The following is a 13,822-nucleotide window of genomic DNA, read 5'->3' on the forward strand; positions in this document are numbered from 1 at the left end:
GCGATGACAAGCCTCAACCGAAAGCTCCTACGGCAGCTCTGGAAAATGAAGGCTCAGCTTCTGGCGATCGCATTGGTCATCGCTTCTGGCACGGCACTGCTGATCATGTCACTGACGACGATCGAGGCGCTTGAGGAAACGACAGCCGCCTATTATGAGCGGACCCGCTTTGCCGATGTATTCGCTCACGCCAAACGTGTGCTAGACCATCGCAGCAGCGACATAGCGGAGATCCCGGGCGTCAGGCTGATCGAAACACGGATCGATGAGCGCGCTATCGTCAACGTCGACGGCTATGTCGAGCCAGTCGTTGCGCAGATAATTTCCCTGCCCGACCGTGGCCCGCAACTCTTGAATGCGCTCGTGATCCGTCTGGGACGTTTGGTTGACCCCACCCGACCCGATGAGGTCGTCGTCAGCGAGCCCTTTGCCGAGGCGCATGGGTTGACGCCCGGAGACAGTTTTGAAGCCATATTGCAAGGTCGCAAGCGCAAATTGCAGATCGTGGGAACCGCCCTTAGCCCGGAATTCGTATACGCCATTGCTCCAGGGGGACTGATGCCGGACGACGAGCGTTTCGGCATCCTTTGGATGGGAAAGAATGCCTTAGCCGCGGCTTTCGACCTCAAGGCGTCCTTTAACAGCGTTGCACTCAGTCTGTTGCCAGGTGCTGACGTCAACGATGTTATTCGTCGGCTCGATGGCATACTTGAGCCATACGGTGGCATAGGGGCCTACAGTCGCAGCGACCAGACATCAAACTGGTTCCTCGAAAGCGAAATTGCCCAACAGAAAAATCTGTCCCGCGTGATGCCGACGATATTCCTCGCCGTGGCGGCCTTCCTGACAAACCTGGTGATGGCGCGTCTCGTCAATACCGAACGCCGGGAAATCGGTCTGCTCAAAGCTCTTGGCTATCCCAATCGGACGATCGGTTGGCACTATTTCAAGCTCGTCCTAGCAATAGCAGCTGTGGGCATTGGGCTTGGTTCAATTGTCGGCGCATGGCTTGGGCACTGGAACACCGAACTCTACGCAAAATTCTACCGCTTTCCCTTTCTGCTCTACCGACCTGGTCCTGACGCATTCCTGGTATCCGCGACAGTCAGTCTGACTGCCGCGTTCGCCGGCAGCCTGGCGGCAAGTTATCGCGCCGTTCGATTGCCGCCGGCGGAGGCTATGAAACCGCCATCCCCGCCGGTCTATCGGCGCCTGTTTACAACGCGTTCAGCGTATGCTGGAACGCTTGATGAGCCGACCCGCATGATCATGCGTCGGATCACGAGATGGCCTGGACGGGCATTGCTCACTAGTTTTGGGCTGGCATTGTCTACAGCTGTCATGATCATGGCGCTCCAATGGGTAGATGCAATCAACTCTCTTGCCGAAACGGTTTTCGAACGCGGACAACACCAGGACGCCACTGTCGCGTTCAACGAACTTCGCCCGCTCAAAACCGTTACCGACTTCGAAAATCTCGACGGTGTACTGATGGTCGAACCCTATCGCTACGCACCGGCTCGAATAAGCCGGGGGCATCTTGGCGAACGCCAGGGTATAATCGGCTTGCCCGCTAGCGCAAACCTGAGCCCCGTATTCGACGCTTCGCGCGGACGCCTCGAAATCCCGCCTGCGGGCCTGGTTGTTTCTCGCAAACTCGCAGAGCTTCTGCATCTTGAGATTGGTGATACTGTTCTCGTCCACTTTCTGGAAGGGCACCAAGACTCGATCAACGTTCCCGTGGTACGAGTGTTCGAGACCTATATTGGCAAGCCCGCTTATATGGAGATGGGAGCGCTCGACCGCCTTTCAGGTGACGATCGCGTCGTGAGTGGTCTGCACATCCGTGTAGACCCGGCCGGCCGAGCCGGCCTCCTTGCAAGATTGAAGGACATCCCTGGCATAGCTTCCATCCAGTTTCGACAAGCTGCCATTGATACATTCTACAAAACAATGGGCGAAACGATCTTCATCTTCATCGGGTTCTTCCTTGCGTTTGCCATGACACTTTCGGTGGGAGTGACCTACAATTCGATCCGCATCGCCATCTCCGAGCGATCCCAAGAACTTGCAACATTGCGGATACTGGGCTTCACCCGTTGGGAGATCTCCTACATTCTCTTGGGGGAGGTCGGTTTGCTGACATGGCTCGCCGTTCCTCTCGGCGCCACGATCGGCCTTGTGCTTGCATGGTGGATGACGAGCGCATTTGAGACCGAACTCTACCGTGTTCCACTCGTGCTTCAGAATGCAACCTATGGCAAAGCGACGATCATCATGCTTGCCTCGGTACTGGGGTGTGCCGCAGTCGCGCGCCGTAGGCTCGACAAGCTGGATCTGATCGCAGCACTGAAAACAAGGGAGTAGCAGTTGCGTGCGGCGCCAAAGCGACTGGCGATCTGGGGAAGCCTTGCGGCCGTTCTGGCGATCGGCCTCGCCTATGCACTCCGTCCCCAGCCAATTCCGGTGGACCTGGCGACGGTGCAGATCGGCCCCCTACGCGTAACGGTCGACGAGGAAGGGGAGGCTCGCGTACGTGAAGTCTACACACTTCATGCGCCCCTTCGCGGTCAGCTACAGCGCATCACTGCTGAGCCGGGCGATCCCGTTAAGGCTGGAGAAACCTTGCTCGGCCAGATTGAACCGGCAGCGCCAGCTTTCCTGGACGTAAGATCGGAGGCGGAGCAACGGGCGGCGGCGGACGCCGCAGGCGCCGCCTATAACCTTGCTGCGGCCGAGCTCAACAAGGCAAAGGCGGACCTCGCCTTTGCGGAGGCGGAGCGGGGTCGCGCGCGGCTTTTAATGGAGCGCAACACAATTTCTAAGCGAGCTCTTGACGATGCCGAGCGTGTCTACAATGTGGCCGAAGCCAACCTCGCGACGGCCGAGGCAGCTCTCAACGTCAGGCGCCATGAACTCAGCCAAGCGCGCTCACGCCTGCTGTCGCGTCAGGAAATCAGGAACCGTAGCGGACCCTGCGAGTGCGTTGCATTGACGGCGCCTGTGAATGGCGTGGTGCTAAGGATCATGCGCCGCAGCGAGGGCGTGGTCGATGCGGGCACTCCGCTTTTGGAGATCGGCGATCCCAATGACATGGAGATCACCGTCAATCTTCTCTCCGAGGACGCCGTCAAGCTCAAACCCGGGCAAAAGGCAATTGTGACCAATTGGGGTGGGGAAGATCTCAACGCAGTCGTGCGTCGGATAGAGCCATTCGGCCAGACAAAAGTCTCCGCCCTCGGCATCGAAGAACAGCGTGTTGACGTTGTCCTCGATCTTACGGATCCACCGTTCAGATGGCGGCCGCTTGGACACGGCTATCGCGCCGATGTTCGGATTATCCTCTTCGATGGCCAGGTCGTGAAACTCCCACTAGGGGCTCTGTTCCGTCAAAGCGACAATTGGGCGGTTTTTACCGTTAAAGAAGGCCGAGCGCGTTCAAAGACAATTCAGATAGGGCACCGTAACAACCTCGAAGTGGAAGTTCGCGGGGGGCTGGTGGCTGGAGAGAAGGTCATTCTTTATCCAAGTGATCGCATCGCCGACGGTGTATCGGTGGTCGAGCGATAGAGCGTGACTTGTTGGATCAGCGCGCACGGTGATGGCGGCCGCTAGGCTTAAAGCTTTCATCGGCGTAGCGGAGCATCATCAATTCTCCAATGGTTTCATAATTCATCAGGCCGACAACGCGCTCGCTGCTATCCACAATGGGAATAGCAGATGCTTGCGCTTCCTGCATGAGCTTCAAACTAAAGTCGATCGGGGACTTCTCATCCAGTGCGGGAATGTCGCGACGCATAACGTCGCTTACGGACGCCCCCGCGCCCCTTTCCTTCATCGCACGGACAATGCCTTCTCGCGTCATCAATCCTTCGAACCGACCAGCTTGGTCAACAACAGGAAACTCGCTTTGGCTGGTGGCAAGAAGGAGCTCTACCGCCTCACCAACACGAGCCTGAAGCCCTAGTGTCGTGAACTCGGTGATCATCACATCACGGATGCTTGTGTCGTCGGAAATGGCCTTAAGGTCGCTGTCTTGCGCTTCAGTCTCCGCGGCGAAATAGACGAAGATGGCGATGAAAATCAACAAGGGGTTGAAGACGATACCAAAGACACCCATGGCTAGCGCGATGGATTGTCCGATCCGAGCCGCCAGCGCAGTGGCCCGCGTCCAGGGCAGACGCCAGGCAAGAACTGCCCGAAGGACCCGCCCGCCATCCATCGGGAAGGCGGGGATCATGTTGAACACGACGAGGAAAATGTTGACCCCCGCGAGCCGCGCCAGGAAATCTACGCGAGGATCTTGAGGCGCCAACAGCTGTTCCCAGCCCAGGGCGCCTCCAACGACCATGACGATGAGGCCAGCAATCATGACGTTTACGAGCGGGCCTGCGATGGCGATCACCAACTCCTCAAGCGCCTTGGTGGGGTTGCGCTCCAATCGCGCGAGACCGCCGATTGGCAAAAGTGTGATATCCAGTGTCTTGATGCCGAAGTGGTGAGCGGCCGCGATGTGCCCGAATTCATGAAGCACCACACAGAGGAAGACACCGATGATGAAGGCAACGCCCTCAAAGGCGGCAGGCGGACCGCCGATCCGGTAATGCATCACCCAGATCCAAATGAGAAGAAGGGCGAAAGTTACGTGCACGCGGACTTCGGTCCCCCCGACGGTGCCCAGTTTCAAGAACCATTTCATGATGTTGTCGCTCCGATACTCTTTTCCCAAAGCCGAACGTCGAAGAATTGCGTCTACGGAACCACAAATCGATATGCTGTGCCTGCGCGCAGGATATCGAACGAAACGCTGCCATCTGCGGTATCCAACAACTCCTGAATCCGAGTTGCCGAGACGGGGGGCTCACCGTTGATCGACGTCAGATAGTCACCCATTCTGAGGCCAGCCGCGTATGCTTCGCTATCGGATGGTACTTCCATTAGTACCGGCCCGTTGGGCGTACATGCGCGCGAAGCCGATGAATCCGGCAAGGCAAAGGTCACGGAGTCCAGGGCGCTATTGACCGAGACGCCCTGCACGTCTACGGGATCTAGAAGTTTCAGCTCCAGCCGTTGTGGCCTGCCCTCCCTGCGGATATCGAGAGTAACCTGGGCATCGGGCGCAAGCAGACTGACTGCATTCTTGAAGGCAGCCTCGGTCGAGACCGCATGGCCGTCAAGCGCGGTCACGGCATCGCCGAGCCTTACCCCCTGGCGTTCGGCAGCCGAGTTGCAGGAGAGCCGGTCGACGACCAGGTCCCTGGTCGCGTCGTCACCTACCGGCGAAAGGGTGACGGACACGCCGAGCCATCCGCGCTTTATGACGCCGTCCTTTATGAGACCGCGAACGATCTTGGATGCGAAGTCGGAAGGTATGACAAAACCGACGCCCTGGGCGCCTTCGTTCGGCGGCGGTGCCCCGCGTACCACTCCCAGAAGCTCGCCTGCCGCATTGACAAGCGCGCCGCCGGAGTTTCCCGGGTTGAGTGCGGCATCAGTCTGGATATAGTCCTCATAGTCGTCGATCCCAAGACCAGATCTGCCGAGCCCGCTTACCATCCCGAAGCTTGCTGTCTGCTCCAAGCCAAGGGGACTACCCACCGCGACCACGAAATCGCCAACCGTCAGAACGGACGATCGTCCCCAGTCAAGGGAAACGAGGCCCCGTGCCCCAATCTTGATGACGGCAAGGTCGGTTGGCGGATCGCTGCCGACAACTTCGGCCGGCAGAACGCGGCCGTCGTTGAGCGTCACGGCGATGTCATCGGCATCGGCGATCACGTGGCTGTTTGTAACGATATAGCCCTCTTCGGCGTCGATGATGACGCCGGATCCCGTAACAGTAGCACCGCTCTCAAGGATGAGGACATGTTCGGGCAGGCCCAGGATCTTTCGAACGTTCGCATCGTCCAGCAAGTCGTTCGTCAGTACACGGTTGGCGGTACTGCTGATGCCAACGACCGCGGGCCGGACCCGAGCCAGCGCATCAGAGAACCCTGCGCCACCACTTGCAGGGACCGCTGGCGAAACGGTGAATGCATATACCGCAGTGGCAAGCAGGAAACATGGTAGATTCTGCATAATCTGCACTCCTGACTAAGAAGTCAGGATCTCATCTCTTGGTGCGCGCGCATTGACGCGCGTCAAGGATTGTCAAATGTCAGTAGGCGAGGACCTGGACGTCAGCTGCCGCCAGACGACGATAGAGCCGACCGCGTCGCCTGATGGGCCACCAGTCGTAGAGAAAAATCTCTAGCGCCCTCCAGTTTGCCACCCAACCGAAGATGACCAGGCTTTCGCTGGCAACACGCGAGAACGCGCCCTCACCCGAAAGATTGGTCAGGAGCTGACTTGCGATCAAGCTGAAAGCGAGGATCGGCGCGCCGATGAGCAAGGCGCGCCGCCCCTCCCTTAAGAGCTGCCGCAACTCGCGACTAGCTTGCCTGGCGCGGCTTTCAAAATTATAGCGCATTGCGTCCTGGACAACACGCGTCACAGCCGTGTCGGCTTCTCCGGAAGGCAACTGCACGACAATCGCAAGCGGTCCATCATCGGGGGCCTCCTCAGCCCAATCGACAATGAAACGCTCGGCATCCTCGTCCAGATCGCGCTCATGAAAGGGTGTGGGGTCCAGCGAATTGAAGAGCCGAGCCAGTTGGTCGATACGGATCGGGATCGTATGACGCCCGCCGGTTGATGATATCGCGTCCAACGCGCCTGCTCCTGGTCGATTTCACGTAGTCGCTGGCATGAACGAAGGCTCAGGCGTCCTCGTTCAGTGCCCGCCGTATGCGGCGAATGACCACGCCCCGGGCTTTGTCGTCGGCTGCCTTTGCCAACTCCGCCTGCAAGTCGAGTACCAGCGATTGCAAATCGTTGTTCCAGTCCGTCCGACCCGCGCGAAATGGGTCGATGCGTGGCGGGGCGACGCCTTCAACGATCTCGACGGCTCCCTTCGCTTCCAGTCGGAACGACGCATCCAATCGGGGACGAACCACCTTTTCCTCAGAAAGGAATGTCTGGAGCCGCTGTCTCATTCCCTGAAGAGCCGCATCCTCCCCGTGGACCAGAAAGACGCCGGCGCCGATCGGCTCGCGCGCCCGCACCCATTCCGCGAGCTCCTTGCCATCGGCATGCCCGCTATAGATATCCAGCTTCCTGATGCGCGCGCGCACGCGAATGTCATCACCTTGGATGCGCACCACCGAGGCCCCGTCCTCAAGAATGCGTCCCAAGGTACCGGCGGCCTGATAGCCGACAAGGAGCACCGTCCCCTCGTCCCGCCAAAGCCAGTTCTTCAGGCGATGCCTGATCCGACCGGCCTCGCACATTCCGCTGGCGGCAATTACAATGTGAAAGCCTTTCATGAAATCGATTGCTTTGGACTGCTCGGGGGTCTCCGTGAAACGTACGTTCTTTGCTTGCAGTGCCTTGGCTAGCAGCTCTCCGTTCTCAAGCTCCCGCGCATGCCGCCGAAAGATCTCGCTCGCACGTGTCGCCAGAGGCGAGTCGATGATGATCGGACATCTCTCGATCTTGCCGGTGTCCATCAGGTAAACGAGATCGGTGAGGAGCTCCTGGGTTCGTTCCACCGCGAAGGATGGCACGATCAAGGCGCCGTTCGGCCGGGTCGCCTCCAAAACTTCCGCTCTCAAGATGCGCCGCCTGGTTTCGTCGGTTGCATCTTCTCTCTCAACGTCGCCGTAGGTGCTTTCACAAATGACATAATCCCAGCCCGTCGGCGCGGCTGCGTCATATTGAAGAAGCTTGTGTCGTGGGCCTATGTCCCCGGAAAAGAGCAATCTGAGGGGCATCGGGGAGGTGTCCACTTCAACTTCGACTGACGCCGAACCGAGCAGGTGGCCCGCGTTCCAGAACCGAAACCGAAGCCCTTCGGCCGCCGTCTCCCATTTGCCGAGCCGCACCTGCCTGAAAAGCGTGACCGCGATAGCTGCGTCGCCGGCGTCGTAGATAGGGGTAACCGGTTGGCGCCCACGACGAAGGTTCCGGCGATTGAGTTGATCGACTTCGCTTTCTTGAATATGGGCAGAGTCCGGCAGCATGACGGAGCACAGATCGGCTGTGCCCGGCGTTGCGAAAATCGGGCCGTCGTACCCAAGTTTGGCGAGCTTCGGCAGGAGGCCGGAGTGGTCGATATGCGCATGCGTCAGGATCACGGCGTCAATGCTGTCAACGTCGAAGGGGAACGGACGATAGTTGAGTTCCTTCTCTGTCTTCGACCCTTGGAACAGCCCGCAATCGATCAGAACGTTCGTCTCGCCGAACTCGATCAGTTGGCATGAACCGGTGACGGTGCCTGCGGCTCCGTGAAAATGAAGGATCGGTTGGGTCGTCATCAGCGTAAGCCTTGTCGTGGTTGCGGGGCCATGTCCCCTGGAAATGTCTTCCGTTCAATTGCAAGTTTGTAGATCAAACCGGCGGCTCCGATCGGCCCGTTCGGTCTGCAAGCGTAGCCACAAGGAGCGCCTTGATTGCAGGCATGCGATTTTCAGCCTGATCGAAGACGACCGAGGATCTGGATTCAAAGACGCCATCGCACACCTCCATGCACTCGACGCCGAAGCGTTTGGCGATACGGGCGCCCGCCTCATCTTCCCGCCAATGCCAGGCGGGGAGACTGTGCATCAGCTTCGTTTGCGGGTTGTCGGTGGCCTCCATCACATTCTCCCTGACGGCAAAGGGCGCGAGCTTTCTCACCCGCTCGGCCCAACGCACGTCTCCCTCCCCAAACCACGGCGCCGTGCAGATAAAGTCGGCCCCGAGAATTCCGGTGCCGACCTGCTCAAGCACCGCTATCCGGCCGCCGCTATCCCTTGCGGCCGACGTCACCTTTTCAATAAAGGACGCCTCCGGCCAGAAACTCAACGGTGAAATGATGCGAAGGTCAATGCCGAGTTTCGAGGACGCTACTGCCAGGGATCGAGCGACATTGCTGCATCCATCCCCAAGGAAGGCCACGATCATGTCATTAAGAGGCTTGTCGCAGCATTGCTGCATCGTCACGAGGTCGGCCAAGGTCTGCGTGGGGTGTGACGTGTCAGTCATGCCATTCAAGACGGGCACCCGCGCCCATCTGGCGATCTCTTCGACGGCGGATTGGGAATGCCCGATATATCCAATTATATCATACAGCCGACCGAGAAAACGGGCCGTGTCCTTGACCGATTCCCGATAGCGCATGTGGCCGGTCGACGGTCCAATCAATGTCACATTCGCACCTTGGTCGTAGGCTGCGACTTCAAAGGCGGCGCGCGCATGGATCGAATCTCGTTCGCACCACAGCGCCACGTTCCTCATGCTCAGCTGCTTGAGCCCGGTTCCACTCCGCTTTTCTTCCTTGAGGTCAACGACGAGCCGAAGCAGATAGTGGATTTCCTCGGCCGTCAGGTCGTCAAGGGAAAGCACGCTGCGACCACGAAGATCGATCGACATGGCGCATTCTCCTTATTGGGGCGCTCCTTCAGACAAATAAAAGGCAGATATCCGAAGCCGGCATTGATGCTCGTCAATGACGGCTCGTCGGCTCCCGGGAAAACTCGCTTCATAGTGCGCCGTGCCCCGTACCGGCGGAGAGCCTGCAGTCGCACGGCACAAAGCTCGGGACCCGGCGGGTTCATCAAATCCGATCCACTCATCGGGAAGGATATCATGGCTTGCGCCTATGTCGTCGCCCCAATCAAAGCAGCACAGGTAGAACGGGCCTATTGCCTGATCGTCGCGGTGGGCTACGACATCGGCCCTGATGCATGGCGGCAGGTCTGTGCAGCGGCTCTCATGCGCAAACACCCCTCCCCCTTTGTCGAAGAGATTGCGGCTGTCGAAGATCCGCTCGGCTACATCAGGGGTATCGCCATATCGCGCGTGAGGCATCATGAAAAACTGGGCCGCTACCTCTCGGTGCCGGTCTTTGTCGTAGCCACCGCCGGCGATGCGCGCGGCGTCTGCGACGCCCTGCTCGAATACTTGAGCGCAGCGGCATTCGATCGGCATTGCGGCGCCATTCAGGTCGCAAGTCTTGCACCGGACAGTTGGCCGGTTGCCGACGGTGGGGTCGACGGAATAATCATACCGCTGCGTTGAAATCTCAGTAAGCGTATTCGAGACGGCCAGCCTTAAGCGTCCTGCTTCACAGTGCGCGCACTGAACACATAGCCCACTCCGCGGACGGACTTGATCAGCTCGGGGCGGCGTGGATCTCTTTCGATCTTCCGGCGCAGCCGCGCTATTTGAGCGTCGATTACGCGGTCGAATGCCTCTTGCGATCTGCCGCGCGTCAACTCCATCAACACATCCCTATTGAGGACGCGGCCGGCATGCCTCACAAGCGTGCACAGCATGTCGAACTCGGCCGTCGTCAAGGCGATCTCGCGCCCGTCGTCAGATGTCAACCGACGACGGGAAACGTCGAGGCGCAAGTCTTCGAAACAGAAGGTCTGGCTTGTTTGAACGTCCGGGACCAATGCAGCCGGAGGACGCCGACGTCGAAGCGCGCCCCTTACGCGCGCAAGAACCTCGCGAAGGTGGAAGGGCTTCGTAACATAATCATCGGCCCCGATTTCCAAGCCCACCACACGATCAACCACATCGTCCCGGCCGGTCAGCATGATGATGGGAATATCGGAATGGGCGCGAAGCTCACGGGCGAGCGACAGCCCATCTTCTCCCGGGAGCCCCAGATCGAGCAAAATGATATCCACATGAGCCTTCGCCAGCCTGTTGCGCATTTCGCGACCATCGCCGGCAAGACTGACCCGATAGCCTTCCCCTTCGAAATAGCGTGACAACATCTGCCTTATGCGTGGATCGTCATCCACAACGAGCACAAGCTCCGGCTCGTTTCGAGCGTTTGCCATAACCTTCCCCGAAGTTGGTCTGCCCCGACATCCTGTTACATTCGGTCACACTATAGCACCAATTGTTGCAGGCGCGTCGATGCCGGTTCACGCACGCATGTTGAAATCCTCCCTACTCAGCGTCAGATGGAGGATGCGCGATGACCCTTCAATCAGTTGCAATCGGCGGCGGTCTTGGAGCGCTGGAGTGCTCTCTTGCTGCCCCGGATCTATCGTCGGTCTTCAGTCTTCAGCCGATCATCGAAGCTGCGCCGGGTCAGGCGGTGTTCTGGGAAAGGGACGATGCCGGTTATGTTTTTCAGGTCGAGGACGGCATGCTGCGCGCATTGCGCCTGCTTGCTGACGGCCGCCGGGTCATCGTCGGGTTCCTGCATCCCGGTGATCTCCTGGGCGTCTCTGTCAAGGACCGCTATCTCTATACGGTCGAAGCGATAACCGAGGTGAGATTGCGGCGATATCCCCGCCGTCGCTTCGAAGACGACGTGGCGCGCCAGCCGCACCTGCGAAACCAGCTCTTTTCCAAGCTGTGCGACGAAATGACAGCGGCCCAGGATCAGGCGGTGTTGCTGTCGCGACGCAGCGCCGACGAGAAGGTTGCCAACTTCCTGCTTTTTATGGCGAGAGACCGGGACGGCGAGCAGACGGACTTGGTCGATCTGCCGATGACCCGGCTTGATATTGCCGACTACTTGAACATGACCATCGAAACTGTATCTCGCACCGTAACGAAATTCGCAAGCAACGGCATCATCGCTGCGCCCGACAGGCGCTCGATCATCATCTTAAAAAGACATATGCTTCAATCGATCGCGGATGGCGACGGTTGCGATCTTCATCCAGTCGCGGTGTCGAATAGGATCAGGCGAAGTGGTTACGCCTGAGAACGTGGCGGTTGATGATGGCGCAAACTGCAGTCGGGAAAATCGTTGGTCTCCTCAAGGACGCGAACCTGATCGTGCATGAGACCGGCGGAAGGATCAGCCACTGGAGTAGAGGCTGCGAGCGACTTTACGGTTGGCCCGAGGCTGAAGCGCAAGGTGAAGTGATCCATCACCTGCTTGCCACCACATTCTCCGAGCCCATTGAAGACATCCACGCGAAGGTTCAACGACACGGGTCATGGTCCGGAGAACTGGCGCAAAAGCGCAAGGATGAAAGCAAGGTCTTCGTTGCCAGCCTCTGGATCGGTCTGCCAAATGGTCAAAGCGATCATATCATGCGGTTTGACAGCGATATCACCAACTTGAAACACGCCCAGGCCGACCTTGTCGCGCGGGAAGCCCATCTAAGATCGATCCTCGACACCGTACCCGAAGCGATGGTGGTGATTGACGAGACGGGGCTGATCACCTCTTTCAGCGCGGCGGCGGAACGACTTTTCGGCTTTAAGGAGAACGAGGTCCGCGGCTCGAATGTTAAGATGCTGATGCCGTCTCCCGATCGCGAGGCACATGATCGCTACCTCAACAATTATCTAAGCACAGGCGAGCGGCGGATCATCGGGATAGGTCGCGTTGTGACCGGCAGGCGCAAGGACGGCACGACATTTCCCATGGAATTGTCCGTCGGCGAAGCCAGGTCCGCCGGAGGGCGGATCTTCACAGGCTTCATTCGGGACCTGACCAGCCGTCATCGCATCGATGAGGAACTGCGTCAGGCACAAAAGATGGAAGCGATCGGTCAACTCACCGGCGGTCTCGCGCACGACTTCAACAATCTTTTGACTGTCATTGCCGGCAACCTTGAGATGATCGAAAGTCGCCTTGACGATCAGAGCATCAAGGAGCTTTTGCAAGAGGCGCAGGCAGCGGCGGACGATGGTGCAAAGCTCACCGCTCAACTGCTTGCCTTCGGCCGGCGTCAGCCGCTTACCCCAAAGCTTGTCGACGTGGGCGGTCTGATCGGGACCTTCGCAAATCTTCTTGGGCGCACACTCGGCGAGACAGTGGAGCTGTCAACCTTGGTTCGCGGCGCCGACAATGTTGTTCTGGTCGATGTAGCACAATTTCAGAATGCGCTATTGAACCTCGCATTGAATGCGCGCGATGCAATGCGAGGGGGAGGACGGCTCTCCATCGAGGTCTCGAAGGCGAATCTGGACCAGGATTACGTCCTCATGTATCCGGATTCCAGGATGGGACGCTATGTGCTGGTCAGCGTCAGCGATACCGGCGTCGGCATGTCGGACGATGTCAGGCGCCGCGCATTTGAACCTTTTTTTACCACCAAGGTCACCGGAGCGGGTACCGGCCTCGGTCTCAGCATGGTCTACGGTTTCGTCAAGCAGTCGGGAGGCCATGTCCAGCTTTACAGCGAACCCGGCCGCGGCACGAGCGTGCGGCTTTTCTTGCCGGCAGCGAAGGAAAGAACCCAGGCCGACGAGACAGGCGAGCCAAACGATCTGCGACCGGAGCCGGTAGCGCAAGGACACGAGACCATCCTCGTTGTCGAGGATGACGCCCGTGTCCGCCGCATTGTGGTCGCGCGACTTTTGGACGCTGGCTACGGTGTCGTTGAGGCCGAGACGGGGGCCGAGGCCCTTCAGCGCCTCGCCGATCACCCGGAGATTTCTCTTGTCTTTACCGACATGGTGATGCCCGGGGGGATGACAGGAAACGAGCTCGCGCACCACGTTCGCAGATTCCGCCCCGAGATGAAGATACTCGTAACCTCGGGCTACGCGGCTCCGAACCTTGCGAAAGAAAGGCTGCCGGAAGGTGCCTCCTGGCTGCTCAAACCCTATACGGCGAGAAAACTCTCAAAGCGTCTGCGAGAATTGCTCGATTGATGCGCTCAGTTGCTTCGAGGACCTTTGCGGTGGATCGAGCGGATCCGAGTTCGGTGCGGTTCCATCCGTGAAAACACCAAGGCGGCGAAACTGTGGGGTTCGGCTTATCCATCGACGATCACTCCAGCCGGCACCTGAGGATGATCTTTGATTGCCGTCAATG

11 protein-coding genes are annotated in these 13,822 nt (G+C 58.8%); 5 read left to right on the top strand and 6 right to left on the bottom strand.

The window, feature by feature from the left end:
* Positions 1-3: 3 nt before the first annotated feature.
* On the top strand, positions 4-2,367 hold the full coding sequence (locus AC3WVQ_RS34015) for an ABC transporter permease (protein WP_192445692.1): 2,364 nt from the start codon (positions 4-6) through the stop codon (positions 2,365-2,367).
* Between the two features lie 3 nt (positions 2,368-2,370).
* A complete protein-coding gene (locus tag AC3WVQ_RS34020; protein WP_192445693.1) occupies positions 2,371-3,570 on the top strand; it encodes an efflux RND transporter periplasmic adaptor subunit in 1,200 nt (399 codons plus the stop codon).
* Between the two features lie 16 nt (positions 3,571-3,586).
* On the opposite strand, the gene AC3WVQ_RS34025 is transcribed toward AC3WVQ_RS34020, so the two are convergent.
* The 5 genes from AC3WVQ_RS34025 to AC3WVQ_RS34045 all read right to left on the bottom strand — a co-directional run bounded on the left by AC3WVQ_RS34025 (position 3,587) and on the right by AC3WVQ_RS34045 (position 9,450).
* Entirely contained in the window at positions 3,587-4,699 is a 1,113-nt protein-coding gene (locus AC3WVQ_RS34025) for a site-2 protease family protein (protein WP_492383532.1), read from the bottom strand.
* Positions 4,700-4,752: 53 nt separating this feature from the next.
* Positions 4,753-6,078 carry a trypsin-like peptidase domain-containing protein gene (locus AC3WVQ_RS34030; RefSeq protein WP_192445695.1) on the bottom strand — a complete coding sequence of 442 codons (1,326 nt, stop codon included), beginning with the start codon at positions 6,076-6,078 and terminating at the stop codon, positions 4,753-4,755.
* Positions 6,079-6,157: 79 nt separating this feature from the next.
* A complete protein-coding gene (locus AC3WVQ_RS34035) occupies positions 6,158-6,709 on the bottom strand; it encodes a hypothetical protein (protein WP_210339543.1) in 552 nt (183 codons plus the stop codon).
* Between the two features lie 49 nt (positions 6,710-6,758).
* Positions 6,759-8,354: an MBL fold metallo-hydrolase gene (locus tag AC3WVQ_RS34040; RefSeq protein WP_192445696.1), complete on the bottom strand. Its 1,596-nt coding sequence runs from the start codon at positions 8,352-8,354 to the stop codon at positions 6,759-6,761.
* 73 nt (positions 8,355-8,427) lie between these two features.
* The gene (locus tag AC3WVQ_RS34045; RefSeq protein WP_192445697.1) at positions 8,428-9,450 is read right to left on the bottom strand and encodes a Rossmann-fold NAD(P)-binding domain-containing protein; all 1,023 of its coding nucleotides are present in this window, start codon (positions 9,448-9,450) and stop codon (positions 8,428-8,430) included.
* 216 nt (positions 9,451-9,666) lie between these two features.
* Here AC3WVQ_RS34045 and AC3WVQ_RS34050 point away from each other — a divergent pair, with 216 nt between their 5' ends.
* Entirely contained in the window at positions 9,667-10,098 is a 432-nt protein-coding gene (locus tag AC3WVQ_RS34050) for a hypothetical protein (protein WP_192445698.1), read from the top strand.
* Between the two features lie 32 nt (positions 10,099-10,130).
* Here the strand turns inward: AC3WVQ_RS34050 and AC3WVQ_RS34055 are convergent, their stop codons facing one another.
* A complete protein-coding gene (locus tag AC3WVQ_RS34055) occupies positions 10,131-10,871 on the bottom strand; it encodes a response regulator (RefSeq protein ID WP_192445699.1) in 741 nt (246 codons plus the stop codon).
* 140 nt (positions 10,872-11,011) lie between these two features.
* Here AC3WVQ_RS34055 and AC3WVQ_RS34060 point away from each other — a divergent pair, with 140 nt between their 5' ends.
* Both AC3WVQ_RS34060 and AC3WVQ_RS34065 read left to right on the top strand, forming a co-directional pair.
* Positions 11,012-11,752, top strand: coding sequence for a helix-turn-helix domain-containing protein (locus tag AC3WVQ_RS34060; RefSeq protein ID WP_192445700.1), 741 nt, complete (start codon positions 11,012-11,014; stop codon positions 11,750-11,752).
* A gap of 17 nt (positions 11,753-11,769) precedes the next feature.
* Positions 11,770-13,659, top strand: coding sequence for a hybrid sensor histidine kinase/response regulator (locus AC3WVQ_RS34065; protein WP_246810485.1), 1,890 nt, complete (start codon positions 11,770-11,772; stop codon positions 13,657-13,659).
* The last annotated feature ends 163 nt before the right edge of the window (positions 13,660-13,822 follow it).

It is taken from the genome of Ensifer sp. EB106-05-01-XG146 (assembly GCF_058791875.1).